The organism is Amycolatopsis sp. CA-128772, from assembly GCF_002904295.1.
GTDB lineage: Bacteria > Actinomycetota > Actinomycetes > Mycobacteriales > Pseudonocardiaceae > Amycolatopsis.
Genome location: NZ_PPHG01000073.1, coordinates 89,951 through 106,780, shown reverse-complemented (window position 1 = coordinate 106,780; position 16,830 = coordinate 89,951). Strand labels below are relative to the sequence as shown.

Annotated in this window: 14 protein-coding genes; 11 read left to right on the top strand and 3 right to left on the bottom strand. The window is 73.0% G+C overall.

What is annotated here, in order from left to right; all coding sequences use genetic code 11:
* Positions 1 to 227: 227 nt before the first annotated feature.
* The 3 genes from C2L59_RS27800 to C2L59_RS27790 form a co-directional block, all read right to left on the bottom strand.
* Positions 228 to 2,783, bottom strand: coding sequence for a DUF3488 and transglutaminase-like domain-containing protein (locus C2L59_RS27800; protein WP_103352471.1), 2,556 nt, complete (start codon positions 2,781 to 2,783; stop codon positions 228 to 230).
* 70 nt (positions 2,784 to 2,853) lie between these two features.
* Positions 2,854 to 4,128: a DUF58 domain-containing protein gene (locus C2L59_RS27795; protein ID WP_103352470.1), complete on the bottom strand. Its 1,275-nt coding sequence runs from the start codon at positions 4,126 to 4,128 to the stop codon at positions 2,854 to 2,856.
* Positions 4,129 to 4,153: 25 nt separating this feature from the next.
* A complete protein-coding gene (locus C2L59_RS27790; RefSeq protein WP_199199277.1) occupies positions 4,154 to 5,221 on the bottom strand; it encodes a MoxR family ATPase in 1,068 nt (355 codons plus the stop codon).
* A 294-nt stretch (positions 5,222 to 5,515) separates the two neighbouring features.
* Between C2L59_RS27790 and C2L59_RS27785 the strand changes: the two genes are divergently transcribed.
* The 11 genes from C2L59_RS27785 to mraY all read left to right on the top strand — a co-directional run bounded on the left by C2L59_RS27785 (position 5,516) and on the right by mraY (position 16,830).
* A complete protein-coding gene (locus C2L59_RS27785) occupies positions 5,516 to 5,866 on the top strand; it encodes a hypothetical protein (RefSeq protein ID WP_103352468.1) in 351 nt (116 codons plus the stop codon).
* Positions 5,844 to 6,446 (top strand): DUF3558 domain-containing protein, encoded by a 603-nt coding sequence (locus C2L59_RS27780; protein ID WP_370444787.1) that lies wholly within the window; start codon positions 5,844 to 5,846, stop codon positions 6,444 to 6,446. The genes C2L59_RS27785 and C2L59_RS27780 overlap by 23 nt, the downstream gene beginning before the upstream one ends.
* A 14-nt stretch (positions 6,447 to 6,460) precedes the next feature.
* Entirely contained in the window at positions 6,461 to 7,018 is a 558-nt protein-coding gene (locus C2L59_RS27775) for a PPE domain-containing protein (protein ID WP_103352467.1), read from the top strand.
* Complete coding sequence (locus C2L59_RS27770; protein WP_103352466.1) at positions 7,015 to 7,746, top strand: ESX secretion-associated protein EspG; 732 nt, start codon at positions 7,015 to 7,017, stop codon at positions 7,744 to 7,746. Before C2L59_RS27775 ends, C2L59_RS27770 begins: the two co-directional genes overlap by 4 nt.
* Before the next feature lie 532 nt (positions 7,747 to 8,278).
* The gene (gene mraZ / locus C2L59_RS27765; protein WP_103352533.1) at positions 8,279 to 8,710 is read left to right on the top strand and encodes a division/cell wall cluster transcriptional repressor MraZ; all 432 of its coding nucleotides are present in this window, start codon (positions 8,279 to 8,281) and stop codon (positions 8,708 to 8,710) included.
* A 214-nt stretch (positions 8,711 to 8,924) separates the two neighbouring features.
* Positions 8,925 to 9,872 (top strand): 16S rRNA (cytosine(1402)-N(4))-methyltransferase RsmH, encoded by a 948-nt coding sequence (gene rsmH / locus C2L59_RS27760; protein WP_103352465.1) that lies wholly within the window; start codon positions 8,925 to 8,927, stop codon positions 9,870 to 9,872.
* Positions 9,869 to 10,573, top strand: a complete 705-nt coding sequence (locus tag C2L59_RS27755; RefSeq protein WP_103352464.1) for a hypothetical protein — start codon at positions 9,869 to 9,871, stop codon at positions 10,571 to 10,573. Before rsmH ends, C2L59_RS27755 begins: the two co-directional genes overlap by 4 nt.
* Positions 10,573 to 12,501: a penicillin-binding protein 2 gene (locus tag C2L59_RS27750; RefSeq protein ID WP_103352463.1), complete on the top strand. Its 1,929-nt coding sequence runs from the start codon at positions 10,573 to 10,575 to the stop codon at positions 12,499 to 12,501. Before C2L59_RS27755 ends, C2L59_RS27750 begins: the two co-directional genes overlap by 1 nt.
* 206 nt (positions 12,502 to 12,707) lie before the next feature.
* Positions 12,708 to 14,252 (top strand): UDP-N-acetylmuramoyl-L-alanyl-D-glutamate--2,6-diaminopimelate ligase, encoded by a 1,545-nt coding sequence (locus C2L59_RS27745; protein ID WP_103352462.1) that lies wholly within the window; start codon positions 12,708 to 12,710, stop codon positions 14,250 to 14,252.
* Positions 14,249 to 15,751 (top strand): UDP-N-acetylmuramoyl-tripeptide--D-alanyl-D-alanine ligase, encoded by a 1,503-nt coding sequence (gene murF / locus C2L59_RS27740; RefSeq protein ID WP_103352461.1) that lies wholly within the window; start codon positions 14,249 to 14,251, stop codon positions 15,749 to 15,751. The genes C2L59_RS27745 and murF overlap by 4 nt, the downstream gene beginning before the upstream one ends.
* Positions 15,748 to 16,830 carry a phospho-N-acetylmuramoyl-pentapeptide-transferase gene (gene mraY / locus C2L59_RS27735; protein WP_103352460.1) on the top strand — a complete coding sequence of 361 codons (1,083 nt, stop codon included), beginning with the start codon at positions 15,748 to 15,750 and terminating at the stop codon, positions 16,828 to 16,830. The genes murF and mraY overlap by 4 nt, the downstream gene beginning before the upstream one ends.

Below are 16,830 nucleotides of genomic sequence, written 5' to 3'. Positions count from 1 at the left end.
ACCCGAGCCTGGAACTGCGGCTTCGGTCCTGGCCTGGCGTGATCCAACCCGGATCTCGCGTGACCGAGCCCGGAACTCGCGTGATCCAACCCGGATTTCGCGTGACTGAGCCCGGAACTCGCGTGATCCGAGCCGGGACTCGCGTGATTGGAAAGGCTTCTCGCGTGACTGGCGGGGCATCACCGTGATGCCTTCCCGATCACGGGTGATGCCCTGGAGGGGCGCGTTCAGTCTCGGTTGCGGAAGACCGAACGGGGGAACAAGCGGCCCTTCCACGAAAGCGGGGCGTTCCGGCGCAGGCTTCGCCGGAGGCCCTCGAAAGCCGTGGGGAGCTCCGGCTGGGGCGTGTCGTCCTCGCCGTACCACGATCGCTCCAGCACTCCGATGACCGTCCGGAGCCCTTCGCGGCCTTCGTCGTCGAGGTGGTGCTTCGCCGCCAGTTTCTGGCTCGCCACGCGGACCGTGTCGCTGGTCGGGATCGGCAGGCCGCGGTCCGCGCACTCCGCGCGCAGCTCCGCCCAAGCCGCGTCCGCCGCGCCCGGCTGGTGCTGGACTATGCGCTGCAGGCGCCGGCGGCGGATGGCCTCGCGGATCAGGGCCGGGCCCGCCACCAGCAGCGACACCAGTACCACCAGCACCCCGAGCCACCAGGCCACCGTCGCCGCCAGCAGGCCCAGGGCCGCGATCCACAGCCCGGCCGCCAGCAGGGGGAGCCAGCCGAGCAGGGCCTGCGTCCGGGACGGGGCCGCCACCGGTGCCGGCGCCCGGACCAGCAGCGCGCCTTCCCTCTCCGGCTCCACAGGCGGCGACGAAGGCGGCGGCGGTTTCCGCACGGCCGCGCGGAGCATCCGGCGCAGCAGCGCCGCGGCGAACAACGCGCCCGCACCCAGCAAAGCCAGCACCAGCGCGAAGTCGAACAGCCAGCCGTCGCTGCCCGAAGCGTCCTTCGCCGCCTGGGCCGGGAGGTTCTGCTCGGTGTCGCGCGGGACGCCGGTCGGGGCCGCACTCGACTGGACCGTGCTCGGCGCCACCTGGGTGTCGTCGGGCTGGGTGCCGTCCTGCGGGCCGGCCTGCAGGTACGACGGGGTGATGCCGCGGCCGTCGGACAGCGGCGTCGGGTCGAACGTCACCCAGCCCCGGTCGCCGAAGTACGCCTCGACCCACGCGTGCGCGTCCTGTGTGCTGATCGACAGGTAGTCGTTGACCTGCACGCCCGGCGTGAAGCCGATCGCCACCCGCGACGGGATGCCCGCGACCCGCAGCATCACGCCCATCGCCGACGCGAACTGCTCGCAGAATCCGCGCTTGCCGTTGAGGATGAAGTCCGCGAGGGCGTCGGCGTCGTTCGCCGGCGCGGTCTTCGTGTCGTAGACGAACCCGTTCTGCGCCGTGAAGTACCGCCAGATCGCCGACGCGCGGTCGAAGTCGTTGGCCGCGCCGGCGATCAGCTGCTCGGTCTTCGCGCGGACGCGCTGGTCGACCTGGTCGATCTGGGTGTAGCGCGGCGGCAGGTCGTCGACCTGCGGGGTGACGCGCAGCTCGGCCGCCGTCGGTTCCTTCAGCGACGCGTACTCCGTGTACGAAGGCGGTGCTTCGCTGCGCGTCGTGAACACCGTGCCGCTGATCTGGTCGTAGAGGTAACCGCTGCCCGCGCCGTCGATCACCCGCGGCGCGCCGTACATCGGCAGCCAGTTGTCGCGCCAGCTCGCCGGCTCGACGTCGATCTTGCGTGCGGCGCCGCTGCCGTCGTCGCCCGGGGCGGCCGGCAGCTGCGGCCCGACCGGGACGCCCTGCTGCGAACGGCCTTCGTCGTGCAGGCCCCAGCCTTTGTTGGGGTAGTAGGTGTCCAGCGTCATCGCGCGCATCAGCCGCCGGTCCGTGCCGAGGCCGCGGACCTTGAACAGCTCGCGGTTGGAGCCCTGGTCGAGCATGCCGCGCAGCTCGGTGAACGGCTGGATGCCGAACCCGCCGGAACCCGCGCCGGCGCCGTTCCCGTTGCCGCCGAACGGCATCCGCCCGACCGTGCCGACCCAGGTGATCGCCCCGCCCAGGAGGCCGAGCACGATCGCCGCGCACACGACGGCGACGGGCGCGGACAGCACGCCCGGCTTGCCGCTGGGCCCGGGCGCTTCGCGGGTCCGCCAGCGCCGGTGCCGGTGGTTGCCGTCGACGGCCAGCAGGCCGGCGAACGCCGCCCCGCCGAGCAGGAACGTCCACCACGGCAGCATTTCCTCGCTCAGCGCGGCCGGCACGGCGTAGACGCAGAGCAGCACGAGCCCGGTCGCGGCGGGCGCCGCGGCGGCGACGGTCAGCGTGTCGACCAGGACGGCGACCAGCCCGATGAGAATGGTGACCAGGCACAGGATCGGCTGGCTGCCCTCGACCGGCGGCAGCCCGACGCGGATCTGCTCGGCGGCGGCCGAAAGCGTGGTCCCGATCTCGGAAAACGCTTCGGGACCGGGGATCACCTGCAGGATGCCGTGCGTGGTGAACGCGCCGGTGATCAGGAAGAGCAGCACCAGCAGCTGCCCGAGGCCGACGAGGACGGTCGGCACCTGCAGCGAGCGCAGCGCGAGACCGGTGGCCCCGATGAGCAGGACGGCGACGAAGAGGTAGCCGAACCAGGCGAGCCCGGCGACGACACTGGTGACCGAGGTGGCGGCGCACAGGGTGGCGACACCGGCGGCGACCGGGGCCAGGATGCTGCTGCGCCAGGCGGAAAGCGGACGTTCCGGCCGGGGTGCGGGCCGATCGGTCGGCCGCGGGGGTGCGGCGGTGCTCATCGCGGGTCCCCGATCAGGACGCAGTGGCAGGAAGGGGAAACGCGGCCGGCCCGTGGTGGCGCTGTCGTCCTCATCGCGGGCCTCCGATCAGCGTGCCGCGCCGGGCGCCGCTGCGGCACAGGTCCGCCCACACCTGGGGCATCGGTGAGCCCGGGCCGGCGATCACCACGCCCCAGCCCGCCGCGCGCAGCAGGGCGGCCGAATCCTCCGTCGCCGCCGCTCGTTGCTCCGGGGCCGTCACCCCCGCCGACCACGTCGGAGTGTCCAGCAGAACCGCCAGGCTGCGGATGCCGCGCGGGCGGAACTGGGTCAGCTCGTGGACCGCCTCCGTGCTCACCGTGCCCAGCACCGCGATCAGCTCCTGGCCCTCCGCCGGGTCGCCGGCCAGCGTGATGTCGCGCTGGTGGGCCGGCTGCAGGGCCGCCAGCGCGTCGAGGACCACGTGGTCGTAGTGGTCGCCGCCGTCGCCCGGGGTGTCGGCCAGGGTGGCGCCGTGCTCGCTCACCAGGCGGACCCGGTGTCCCGACCGGCGCAGGTGCAGGGCCGCCGACGCCGCGAACGACACCGCCCACTCCAGGCTCGCCGCCGGGCCGGCGCCGTGGTGGGCGGCCGCGCGGTGGTCGAGCAGGACCGTCGTGCCGCCGCGCCACGGGCGTTCCTCGACGCGGACCATGATCTCGTCGCGGCGGGCCGTCGAGCGCCAGTGCACCTTCCGCAGGTCGTCGCCCTGGCGGTACTGGCGGACGATCACGTCGGCCTCGCCCTGCCCGGCGTGCAGCCGGACTGTGCCGTCGTCGCCGACGCCGATGCCCGCGCCGCTCGGCAGGCCCCACAGCGACACCACGCGGGGCACCACGACCAGCCGCGAATGCCCGATCAGCTCGCGCTCGAACTCGCACAGCCCGAACGGGTCCGTGATGGTCGCGCGCAGCGGCCCCACCTGCTGGATTCCGCGCAGCACCGGCTGCAGCGGGTAGCGCAGCGCGACCCGGCGGTCGTGCGGGAGGCGTTCGACGACGAACCGCGGGCGCGACCCCAGCGCGTACGGCACGCCGTCTTCGAGCAGGATTTCGCCGGCCGGCAGCCGGCCGCTGCGCCACAGCTCCAGCTGCACCTCGCCGTGGCCGCCGACCGCCACCCGCTCGGGGCGCAGCGCCCGGGTGGCGCCGATGCGCAGCCGCGTCGCCGAGATGAACACCGCGACGAGCAGCGGCAGGGCCACCACGAACACCGCCACCCGCAGCAGGTCGCGTTCGTTGAGCACGAACGAGCACACCGCGGCGGCGATCCCCGCGGCCAGGAGGCAGCGGCCGCGGGTGGTCAGGCCGGACAGGGCACGCAGCATGCCGTTCTCTTCCCTTTCGGCAGTACTAGGGCCGGGAACCCTGCGGCACCGGCACCCGGTGCAGCACCGCGCGCACGACGTCGGTCGCCGACCGCCGCGCCGCGTGGGCCTCGGTGGTCAGCATCAGGCGGTGCGCCAGTACCGGGACCGCCACCGTGTGCAGGTCGTCGGGCACGACGTAGTCGCGGCCCGACAGCGCCGCCTGCGCCCGCGCCGCGCGGACGAGGTGCAGCGTGGCCCGCGGCGACGCCCCGAGCCGGATCTCCGGGACTCCCCGGGTGGCCGCGACGACGTCGACGGCGTACCGGCGGACCTCGGGGGCCATGTGCACGCCGCGGACCGTCTCGATCAGCCGGTGCACGGTCTCGCCGTCGGACACCGGCTGCAGGTCCTCGATCGGGTTGTGGCCGGCGTGCTCGTCGACCATGGCCAGCTCGGCCTGCTGGTCGGGGTAGCCGATGGAGACCCGCGCGGTGAAGCGGTCGCGCTGGGCTTCGGGCAGCGCGTAGGTGCCTTCCATCTCGATCGGGTTCTGCGTGGCGATCACCATGAACGGCTCTTCGAGCCGGTAGGTCGTGGTGTCGACGGTGACCTGGTGCTCTTCCATGCACTCCAGCAGCGCCGACTGCGTCTTCGGCGACGCGCGGTTGATCTCGTCGCCCACCACGATGTTCGCGAACACCGGGCCGGGGCGGAAGTCGAACTCGCCGGACTGGCGGTTGTAGATGGAGACGCCGGTGACGTCGCTCGGCAGCAGGTCGGGGGTGAACTGGATGCGGCTGACCGTGCAGTCGATCGACCGGGCGAGGGCCTTGGCCAGCGACGTCTTGCCGACGCCGGGCACGTCTTCGACCAGCAGGTGACCTTCGGCGAGCAGGGTGACGAGGGCGATCCGGATGACGTCGGGTTTGCCGACCAGCACCCGCTCCACGTTGGCGGCGATCCGGCGCGCGGTCTCGTGCAGTTCGTCCAGCGGCACTCTGCCGGGGCGGCCGTGGGTCCGGCCGTTGCCCGAGGGCTCCGCCGGATAAGGCGGCCGCCCGGATGCCTGCTCGCCCGATCCGGGCGCGGCAGACTGGATTCTCGACGTCACTCGACCTCCTGGTGGCGCATGGCCGCGCGCGTTGTGCGCACCGCCGGGCCGAACGGCCCCCTCGCTGCTGTCCGCGCGCAGCGACCAGCCTTCCACCCAGTGTGTCAAACCCGGGCGAACCGGGGGGCGGAACCCCGCGAGCACCTCCGGCACCGCGGGTGATGACACTGCGCAAGCAGGGACGATACCCCGAACGGGTGCGCTTTCACCCGATTCTGGGTGCTCCCGCTGACACCCTGCTCTGTCGTATGCTGCGGTTCGAGGTCGCCCGGCTACGGAGAGGCGTAACCGCTTATGAGCGAGGTGCGAACGCAGCCGCCCTTCGACGTGCGCGGCTTCGCGGTCGCGCCCGAGCTGGCCACGGACGCCTACGCGAAGCTGGGCCAGCTGCAGGACGTCGTGGGGGAGATGGTCCGCGAAGCCAAGGTGCTCGGCCGGACGGTGCCGCTCGGCGGCGGGTACGCGGGCGAGATCGGCGAGTTCATGGCCGAGTACGGGATCGGCGGCCAGGGCTCGGCGGTGCAGCAGCTGACGGCGTTCGGCAAGGAGCTGGAGACGCTGAAGCACCGGATCGGCGAGGCGCTGGCGAAGTACCAGCACGCCGACGAGCAGGCCGCGGAAGGTGTGGACTGCACCGGTGGGTGAGCGGCTGCGGGGGGACGGGACGGGTGCGCGGGGCCGTCGGGTGCCGCGCGGGTTCCTCCTTGCTCCTCTCCTTCTCTTACTGACGGCGTGCGGGCAGGCGAGCGCGCCACCCGCCGCCGTGGGGCACGCCTCCGCGCAGGCGAGCGCCCCCGCGGTGCCCCCGCCGTCCGCCTCGCCCACCGCGCTCGGCGCGCTCGATCCCTGCACCCTGCTCTCGCCGCAGGACCGCTCGGCCGCCGGCGTCACCGAGCTGGGCAAGCCCAAGGACATCGCCGGGGCGCGGGCCTGCGACTGGACCGTGCCCGGCACCTTCGGCGTCACCGTCACCTTCGACGAACACCACGGCCTGGCCGAGCTCGACGTCGCCAAGAAGAACGCCACGAAGACCACCGTCGGCCGCCACCCGGGCCTGAAGGTCGCCGACAAGAAGGCCGCGGACGGGACCTGTGCGGTCCTGCTCGGCGTCGGCGACGGGGCCAGCGTGCAGATCGACGTCAGCAACACCGCCTTCTCGGACACCCCGCTCGCGTGCCGGCGCGCGGGCACGGTGGCCGGGCTGGTCGAACCCAAGCTGCCCTGACCAGGAGGTGCGCCGTGCCCGAACCCCCCGTGCCCACCGCGCGGTACGAGGCCTACAGCCACGAGGCGATGGCCGCGGAGGTCGAGCGCGGCAACGACCCGGTCGCCGCCGGCGAGGCGGGCGCGCGCTGGAGCGGGCTCGCGGAACGGCTGCAGGAGTCCACCGCCGACGTCGCCGCGCTGGTCGCCTCCTCGGACGAGCACTGGCGGGGCGAAGCGGGGGACGCGGCGCGCGCCGCGCTCGGCCGGGCCGCGCGGTGGCTGTCGCACTCGGCCGCTGTCTCGGCTTCGGTCGGCCGGTCCGTCGACGCGCAGGCGGAGGTGGCCGCGCGGGCCCGCGCCGACATGCCGCCGCCGGTGACGTACGACCCGGCGTCGATGATCCGCGACGCCGCGTCCTCCGGGAACGTGCTGGTGCTGGCCGGGCTCGCCGGCGAGATGGCGGCCCGCCGGGCCGAGGCGGAAGCCGCGCGGCAGAAGGCGATCGACGTCCTGCGCACGCGTGACGCGGCCTTGCGCGGCCACGTCCCCGCGGAGGCGTTCCCCGCCCCGCCGTCGCTGGGGCGGGCTTGATCCGGCTTTCGGCGTCGGCGTTCGACATCCTCTGGACCGACCTCGGCCACGACCGCCCGCCGGAACCGCTGACCGTCCGCAGCGTCGGCGGCACCGACGCGAAACGCGCCGAAGTGCGCCAGGCGGTCTACGACAACCTCGCCGGCCGCGGCCTGCACGACGGCTCCCGGCTGGAGCCGGCCCTGGCCGCGCGCCTGGAGCTGCTGGCGGCGGCGGACGTGTTCGTCGCGTGCGAGGCGCTGGCCGACATGACGGCGTCGGCGCCGTTCCGCGCGGTGACAGCGGTCCGCGGCCGCCGCGGCGTGCTGGCCACTCAGCCGGAGCAGACGATCGCCCTGGACTCGATCCGCGAAGCCGAGCTCTGCACGGCGATCGTCGACGTCCTGCCCGAGCTCGCGGCCGGCCCGGGCTATGGCATCAGCCTGCCGGCGTCGACGCTCTCGGGCGTCGAGGACGCGGTGTCGGGGGCGGCGTCGGCCCAGCTCGAGGAGGTGCTGGCCATCCAGGCCCGGCCGGTGTACGCGGCGGGGCAGTTCAGCGTCAGCCGCCGGTCGGCGTCCGGGCGGGTGGCACGGGTCGGCGGGTTGACGTGGTTCGACACCGACGTCGGCGCCTACTGCGCGACGAAGACCCCGGGCCGCGGCGGCCAGGAGTGGGTCACGGTCACCCCGGTCGACAGCCCCCGCCTCACCACCCGCATCGCCGCCCTCCTCACCCCCGAGGACTGACCGCCGGGCGTGATCCGGGCCGCAACTGGCGTGATCAGGGACGTAACCCGCGTGATTGAAGCCGTAACTCGCGTGATTGGAGCCGTAACTCGCGAGTTCCGGCTCCAATCACGCGAGTTACGGTCCGGAACACGTGAGATCCGGGTTCCGTCACGCGGGGGTCCCCACTGAGCCCCACCGCGGTTCCCCACCTTGCCCCCACTGGGCCCACCCGGATTCCCCACCTTGCCCCCCACGGGGGTCCGCCGGGGGGTGGAGGGTTCTTTCGCGGCCGTTATGCGGACGCATGGGGAACAGCTGAGGTTGCTCCGGCCCCCGGCGAGGGGGATCTTGGCCACCGTCCCCCACCACACCCCCCACCAGGGCCCACCCTGCTGACCTGCGCAAACGGAACACTCGACGGAGTGGTCCGCGCGTTTGTCGCGTTGACTGTGGTGAAAAGTGGGGTACGGTGGTGCCCAGTGGGGCGGAAGGGAAGCCCCGTGGCCGTCCGGGGTGGTTCGCCACCGTGGACGGTAGGGAGGTGGAGGCCGTGTTCCTCGGCACCCACACCCCGAAGCTGGACGACAAAGGGCGGCTCGCGCTGCCCGCGAAGTTCCGTGACGCCTTGGCGGGTGGGCTGATGGTCACCAAGGGGCAGGACCACTGCCTCTTCGTCTTCCCTCGCGCCGAATTCGAACAGATGGCGCGCAAGGTCGCCGACGCCCCGTTCACGAACGAGGCGGTCCGGGCCTACCAGCGCTACCTGTTCGCCGGCACGGACGAGCAACGTCCGGACGGCCAGGGGCGCATCACCATCGTGCCCGAGCTCCGCCGCTACGCGGGGCTCAGCAAGGAGTGCGTGGTGATCGGGGCGATCACCAGGCTGGAGATCTGGGACGCCCAAGCGTGGCAGGCGTACCTGGAGGAGCACGAAGACAGCTACGCGAAGGCTCGAGAGGAAGTACTGCCGGGCGTCTTCTAGGCGTGCGGTCGCGGTGCACCTTCGTCGTCGGGGGACGAAGAGGTTCGCCGCCCGCGCGAAGAGGGGAAGCCCACCCGGATGCCGTGAGGCCTCTGTCCGCTCAATGGCCCTGGTGCACCTTCCCCGGTACCAGGTCAGCAGCGGGCGGACAGGGACCTGACGGCATCCGCCATATTTCCCCCGGGCCGCCCAGGCGAGAAAGGGGGAGGGAACGATGACCGAGCACGTCCCGGTGCTGCTCGACCGGATCGTCGAGCTGTTCACTCCCGTGTTCACCGACCGCGACGGCGTCCTCGTGGACGCGACCGTCGGCCTCGGCGGGCATTCCGATGCCCTCCTCGAGGCGTTCCCGCGGCTTCGGCTCGTCGCGCTGGACCGCGACCCCGCCGCGCTCGAGAAGTCGGCAGAACGCCTGGCCCGCCACGGCGACCGCGTCGACTTCGTGCACACGGTCTACGACGGGCTCCCGGACGCCCTCGAAGGGCTGAAGATCGCCAAGGCCGACGGCATCCTGTTCGACCTCGGCGTCTCGTCGATGCAGCTGGACCGCGCCGAACGCGGGTTCGCCTACGCCAAGGACTCCCCGCTGGACATGCGGATGGACCCGACGACCGGGTTCACCGCCGCCGACGTCCTCAACACCTACGCGCCCGGCGAGCTCGTCCGCATCCTGCGTGAATACGGCGAAGAACGCTTCGCGCAGCGGATCGTCAAGGCGGTCGTCGCGGCGCGCGAGAAGGAGCCGTTCACCACCAGCGGGCGCCTGGTCGAGCTGCTCTACGACGCCGTCCCGGCGGCGACCCGGCGGACCGGCGGGCACCCGGCCAAGCGCACGTTCCAGGCGCTGCGGATCGAGGTCAACGGCGAACTCGAAGTGCTCCGGCGGGCCATGCCCGCCGCGCTGGGCGCGCTCGCGGTGCACGGCCGGATCGTCGTCGAGTCCTACCAGTCGCTGGAAGACCGGCTGGTCAAGCAGGCGCTGGCCGAACTCGCGAAGTCCCGCACCCCGGAGGGGCTCCCGGTGGAACTGCCGGGCCACGGACCGGAGCTGAAGCTCCTGACGCGCGGCGCCGAAAAGGCCGGCGAAGCGGAAATCGAACGAAACCCCCGGGCCGCTTCGGTGCGCCTGCGGGCCGCAGAGAGGATCGGAGAGCCGCGATGACCGCTCCCGCGAAGTCCCGCCGCCGGGCCGCGCCGGCGACGCGGGGCCGCAGCGACGCCGCCCGCACCTCGACGACCGTCGAGCCGGACCCCAAGGCGCCCGAACCCGGCCGGCGCGCGTCGCGGGGCCGCACGTCCGCGGCCGAGCGCGCCTACGCCCGCCGGGCCCAGCGCGCCGACCTGCTCAAGGAGCGCGAACCGCGCCCGGAGCCGAAGGCCACGGCCGCCGAGCCGAAGCCCCCGGCGAAGCTCCGGCTGCTGCTGCCGAAGTCGCGGGCGTCGTTCGTGCTGATGATGATGGCGCTGCTGGCCGCCGGCGTGGCGACCACGCTGTGGCTGACCACGCAGGCGATCGCCGACTCCTACCGGCTCGAGCAGCTGCGCACCACCAACGCCAACCTGGCCGAGCAGAAGGAGCAGCTGCAGCGCGACGTCGCGAAGGCCGAGTCGCCCGCTTCCCTGGCCCCCGCGGCCCAGCAGCTGGGCATGGTGCCCGGCGGTGATCCGGCGCGCATCGTCGTCGGCCCGGACGGCCGGACCTCGCTCGTCGGCGAGCCCAAGAAGGCCCAGGCGGACACGCCGGTGGTGCCGGCCGCGCCGCCCGCCGCGCCCGCCGCGGGCACGCAGTCGCAGCAGGGCGCGCCGATCGAGGGCGACCAGCCCGCCGTGCCGGCCGAAGAGCAGCCGGCGGCCGGCCAGTGATGGCCTCCTCGGGCCGGAGCCAGGTCCGGGTGCGCGCCGCGGGCAGCGCGCGGCGGACGTACGCCGCCGGGACCCGCAGCGCGGCCGCGCGCCGCGCCAACGGCGGCCACCGCAGCCGGTTCTCCGCGGTGCGCCTGATCCTGGTCGCCGTGCTGCTCGTTGCCGGCGTGAAACTGGTGCAGGTGCAGTGGTTCGACGCCGCGGCGCTGTCGGCCGCGGCCGAGCGGCAGCGCACCCAGACCATCGACATCCCGGCCCAGCGCGGGTCCATTGTGGACCGCAACGGCGCCAAGCTGGCGTTCAGCGTCGAGGTGCGCACGCTCTCGGTGAACCTCAAGGCGCTGCGCAAGAGCATGGACGACTACGCGGTCAAGAACCCCGGCACGGCGAAGACGTTCGACGCCGAAACCGCCGCGGCCGCCAAGTACATCTCGGGCAAGCTGCCGAACGTGATCACCGAGCAGCAGCTGCTCGACCTGTTCCACAAGCAGGCGTCCTTCACCTACCTGGTGAACAACGTCGAGCCGTCGATCGCCGCCGACATCGTCAAGCACTTCGCGTGGATCGGCGTCGAGAAGCGCGCGCTGCGGGAGTACCCGGGTGGCGGCCTGGCGGCGAACATCGTCGGCGCCGCGAACTGGCGCTCGGAAGACCAGGACGTGTCCAAGCACAACCTGCACGGCCTGGTCGGGCTGGAGCTGCTGCGGGACAACGACCTGTCGGGTACGCCGGGCCGGATGCTGGTCAACACGAAGAACGGCAGCGACAACGTCGTCATCCCCGGCACCGAGCGCGACATCCAGGCCGCCGTGCCCGGGTCGGACCTCGAGCTCACGCTCGACTCCGACCTCCAGTACGAGGTGCAGCGCCAGCTGGCGGACTACGTCCGGAACTCCCACGCCAAGGGCGGCCAGGCCGTCGTGCTGGACGCCAAGACCGGCGAGGTCTACGCGCTGGCCAACGACACCACGTTCGACCCCAACGACCAGAACTCCTGGACCCCCGAAGACCTGAGCAACCCGGCCGTCACCACGCCGTTCGAACCCGGGTCGGTCAACAAGCTGGTCACCGCGACCGGGGCGATCGAGTACGGCGTCGCGACGCCGGAGTCGACGGTCGAGGTGCCGGGTGCGCTGCAGGTGGCCGACAAGACGGTGCACGACGCCTGGACGCACGGCACCCAGACGTTCACCACCACCGGCATCTTCGCCAAGTCGTCCAACATCGGCACCCTCCTGCTGGCGCAGAAAATCGGCGAGGAGCGGTACGCCAACCTGCTCAAGTCGTTCGGCCTCGGCCAGCGCACCGGCGTCGGCCTTCCCGGCGAGAGCGCGGGTTCCGTGCCCGCGCGCAGCCAGTGGTCGGCGACCACCTTCGGCAACCTGCCGATCGGGCAGGGCCTCTCCATGACCATCCTGCAGATGGCCGGCATGTACCAGGCGATCGCCAACGACGGCCTGCGCGTCGAACCCCGGATCGTCAAGGCGAAGGTGAACCCGGACGGCACGACCGTGCCCGAGCCGGCGCCGAAGGCGGTCCAGGTGGTCAGCCCGCAGACCGCCAAGACGGTGCGCGACATGATGCGCGCGGTCGCCCAGAACGGCAAGGGCCTGCAGAAGGGCACCGCGCCGACGGCGGCGGTCGAGGGCTACCAGATCTCCGGGAAAACGGGCACCGGCCAGCAGGTCGACCCGCGGACGAAGGCCTACAGCGACCACCTGTACAACATCACCTTCGCGGGCATCCTGCCCGCCGACCACCCGCGGTTCGTGGTCGGGATCCGGCTGGACGCCCCGGACACCACGCTGCCGGTGGGGCACTCCGCGGCACCGCTGTTCCACACCATCGCGTCGTACCTGACGCAGCGGTACCAGATCCCGTTGTCGGACGGCCCGTCGCCGGAGGTCCCGCTCATCATCACCCCCTAGCTCTCGCTCGACCGGCCGCGGCAGAGTGTCCACATGGGCTGGCTGCGGGGAAACCGTTGCGGGGCAACAAGGTCCAGGGAGCCGTTTAGCACATGTGCCTCAGCCGTGCGCAATCGCCGTACCGCGTGCGGGGCCCCGGAACGGCCGCCGGTAGCCTCTTGGCCGTGTCCGTGTCCTCGTCCAGTTCCCAGGTGCCGGAAAGCCCGGTGAAAGCGGTCCCCGCGCCGCCCCGCCCGGCGCGCATCGACCCGGTCCCGCTGGCGACGCTGCTCGCCAGGGCGGACGCCCGGCTGATCGCCGGCTCGCCCGACGCGGCCGAGCTCACCGTCACCGGCACCACGCTGCGCGCGCAGCACGTGCTGCCCGGCGACCTCTTCGCCGCCCTGCCGGGCGCCCGCGCCCACGGTGCCGACTTCAGCGACCAGGCGGTCGCCGCCGGGGCCGTGGCGGTGCTCACCGACGCCGCCGGCGCCGAGCGGCCCGCCCTGCGCGACGCCGGCGTCCCGATCCTGGTGCACGCCGACCCGCGCGCCGCCCTTGGCGAGATCGCCGCCTGGATCTACGGCGAGCCCTCCCTGAAGCTGGCCGTCCTCGGCGTCACCGGCACCTCCGGCAAGACCACGACGTCCTACCTGGTCGACGCCGGCCTCCAGGCCGCCGGCCTGACCACCGGCCTGATCGGCACGGTGGAGACCCGGATCGCCGGCGAACGCCTGGTCAGCGGCTTCACCACGCCCGAGGCGCCGGACCTGCAGGCGCTGCTCGCGGTGATGCTCGAACGCGGCGTCACGCACGTGCCGATGGAGGTCTCCAGCCACGCGCTCGCGCTGGGCCGGGTCAACGGCACCCGGTTCGCGGTCGGCGCGTTCACCAACCTCTCCCAGGACCACCTGGACTTCCACAAGGACATGCAGGAGTACTTCGAGGCGAAGGCGCTGCTGTTCGACGGCCGCTCGACGCACGAGGTCGTCGTGGCCGACAGCGCGTGGGGCCAGGCCCTGCTCACGCCGCAGACGATCACCGTGACCACCGACCCGGGCACCGAGGCCGCGTGGAAGGCCACCGACCTGCAGGCCACCCCGCACGGCGAGCAGACGTTCACCCTGCACGGCCCGGGCGGCGTCAGCGCGCCCGCCCGGATCCCCCTGCCGGGCGAGTTCAACGTGGCCAACGCCGTGCTCGCCGCCGCGATCCTCGGCACCGCGGGCGTGTCACTGGAGCACATCGTCACCGGGCTCGCCGAGGTGCAGGTGCCGGGCCGGATGGAGCGGGTGTACGTCGGCCAGGGGTTCACCGCCGTCGTCGACTACGCCCACAAGCCGGCCGCGGTCGCCCAGGGCCTGGACGCGCTGCGGGCCCGCACCGAGGGCCGGATCATCACCGTGCTCGGCTGCGGCGGCGACCGGGACACCGCCAAGCGCCCGATGATGGGCGAGGCCGCGGCCCGCCGCAGCGACGTCCTGATCGTCACCGACGACAACCCGCGCTCCGAAGACCCGGCGGCCATCCGGGCCGCCATGCTGGCCGGTGCCCGCGCGGTCGGCCCCGCCGAGGGCGGCGAGGTCGTCGAGATCGGCGACCGCCGCGAGGCCATCGCGCACGCCGTCGCGCTGGCCGAGCCGGGCGACATCGTCTTCCTCGCCGGCAAGGGGCACGAATCCGGCCAGGAGGCCGGCGGCGTCGTGCACCCGTTCTCCGACCGCGACGAGCTGGCCGCGGCCATCCGCAACAAACTCGAGGTGAGTGTGTGATCGTGCTCAGCCTGGCCGAGATCGCCGACGTCGTCGGCGGCCGGCTGCACCGCGCCGATCCGGGCGCGCAGGTGACCGGCACCGTGGAGTTCGACACCCGGAAGCTCACGCGCGGCGGCCTGTTCGCGGCCCTGCCGGGGGAGAAGGTCGACGGCCACGACTTCGCCGCGCAGGCCGTCGAAGCCGGCGCGGTGGCCGTGCTGGCCGCCCGCGAGGTCGGCGCGCCCGCCATCGTCGTCCCGCCGCTCGCGGCGGGTGAGGCCCACGAGCGGTCGGTCGCGCTGACCGGCGACAAGGACGGCTCCGGCGCCGCGGTGCTGGCCGCGCTGGCCAAGCTCGCCCGGTTCGTCGTGCAGCGCCTGGCCGAGGGGAACCTGACCGTCGTCGGCGTCACCGGCTCGTCCGGCAAGACGTCGACGAAGGACCTGATCGCGCAGCTGCTGGAGCCGCTGGGCCCGACGGTCGCGCCGCCCGGGTCGTTCAACAACGAGCTGGGCCACCCCTGGACGGCGTTGCGCGCCGACGCGGAGACCCGGCACCTGGTGCTGGAGCTGTCCGCGCGCGGGCCGGGCCACATCGCCCACCTTGCCGAGATCGCCCCGCCGCGGATCGGCGCGGTGCTCAACGTCGGCAGCGCGCACGTCGGCGAGTTCGGCTCGCGCGAGGGCATCGCGAAGACCAAGGGCGAGCTGGTCGAGGCCCTGCCCGAAGACGGCGTCGCGGTGCTCAACCTCGACGACCCGCTGGTCGCGGCCATGGCGAGCCGCACGAAGGCCCGCGTGGTGTTCTTCGGCGAAAGCGCGTCCGCGCAGGTCCGGGCGACCGGCATCACGCTCGACGACCAGGCCCGCGCGTCCTTCCGGCTGGTCACCCCGGCCGGGGAGGCGGACGTGCGGCTGCCGCTGCACGGCGAGCACCACGTGAGCAACGCGCTCGCGGCCGCCGCGATCGCCCTGGAGCTGGGCTCGTCGCCGGCGGAGATCGCCGCGCGGCTGTCGGCCGCCGAGCGGCGCTCGGCGCGGCGCATGGAGGTCGTCACCCGCGAAGACGGCGTCACGATCCTCAACGACTCCTTCAACGCCAACCCCGAGTCGATGCGGGCCGGCCTGAAGGCCCTCGCCGCGATGACGCGGGACTCCGGCCGTCGCTCCTGGGCCGTGCTCGGCGTGATGGGCGAGCTCGGCGCGGACGCGATCACCGCGCACGACGAGATCGGCCGGCTGGTCGTCCGGCTCAACATCGCCAAGCTCGTCGTGATCGGCCCCGAGGCGGCGGCCATGCACCAGGGCGCGCACCAGGAAGGCTCCTGGGGCGAGGAGTCGGCACTGGTACCCGACGTCGAGGCCGCGATCGCCCTGCTGCATGATCAGCTCCGCCCCGGGGACGTGGTGCTGGTGAAGGCCTCCAAGGCCGCCGGCCTCTGGCGGGTCGCCGAGGCCCTGCTCGAACCCCGGGAAACCGACAACTCCGAGAATCGCTCGAACGGTGGTGACGCGTGATCAGCATCCTGATCGCGGCCGCGGCGGGCCTGCTGGTCTCCATCATGCTGACGCCCTACCTGATCCGGGTCTTCTCCCGGCAGGGCTTCGGCCAGGAGATCCGCGAGGAAGGCCCCCAGGGACACAAGTCCAAGCGCGGTACCCCGACCATGGGCGGGGTCGCGATCATCATCGCGATGGTCGTCGGGTACTTCGCCGCGCACCTGATCAACTGGATGTTCAACTCCCGCAGCGGCGCGCCGACGGCCTCCGGGCTGCTCGTCCTGATGCTCGCGGTGGGCCTGGGGATCGTCGGGTTCCTCGACGACTTCATCAAGATCCGCAAGCAGCGCAACCTGGGGCTGAACAAGACCGCGAAGCTGGTCGGGCAGCTGGTCGTCACCGTCGCGTTCGCGGTGCTGGCGCTGAACTTCCCGAACGAGCACGGCATCACGCCGGCGTCGGAGAGCCTCTCCTACGTCCGCGACCTCGCGCTGATCACCTTCCCGTCGGTGATCTTCGTGATCTTCTGCTACATCGTCATCTCCGGCTGGTCGAACGCGGTGAACTTCACCGACGGCCTCGACGGCCTGGCCGGCGGCGCGGCGGCGATGGTGCTGGCCACCTACGTGGTCATCTCGTTCTGGCAGGAGCGGCTGTCCTGCGCCAACGGCCCGGCGCCGGCCTGCTACGACGTCCGCGACCCGCTGGACCTGGCCGTGGTCGCCGCCGCGGCAACCGGCGCCTGCGTCGGGTTCCTCTGGTGGAACGCGGCCCCGGCGAAGATCTTCATGGGCGACACCGGCTCGCTGGCCCTCGGCGGCCTGGTCGCCGGCCTGTCCATGACGACCCGCACGGAGCTGCTCGCCATCGTCATCGGCGGCCTGTTCATGGTCGAAATGATCTCGGTGGTCGCGCAGATCGCGGTGTTCCGGACGACCCGGCGACGGCTGTTCCGGATGGCGCCGTTCCACCACCACTTCGAGCTCGCCGGCTGGGCCGAAACCACGGTGATCATCCGGTTCTGGCTGCTCTCGGCGGTCTGCTGCATGTTCGGGCTCGGCCTGTTCTACAGCGAGCAGCTCGGTCTCGGCGGCTGA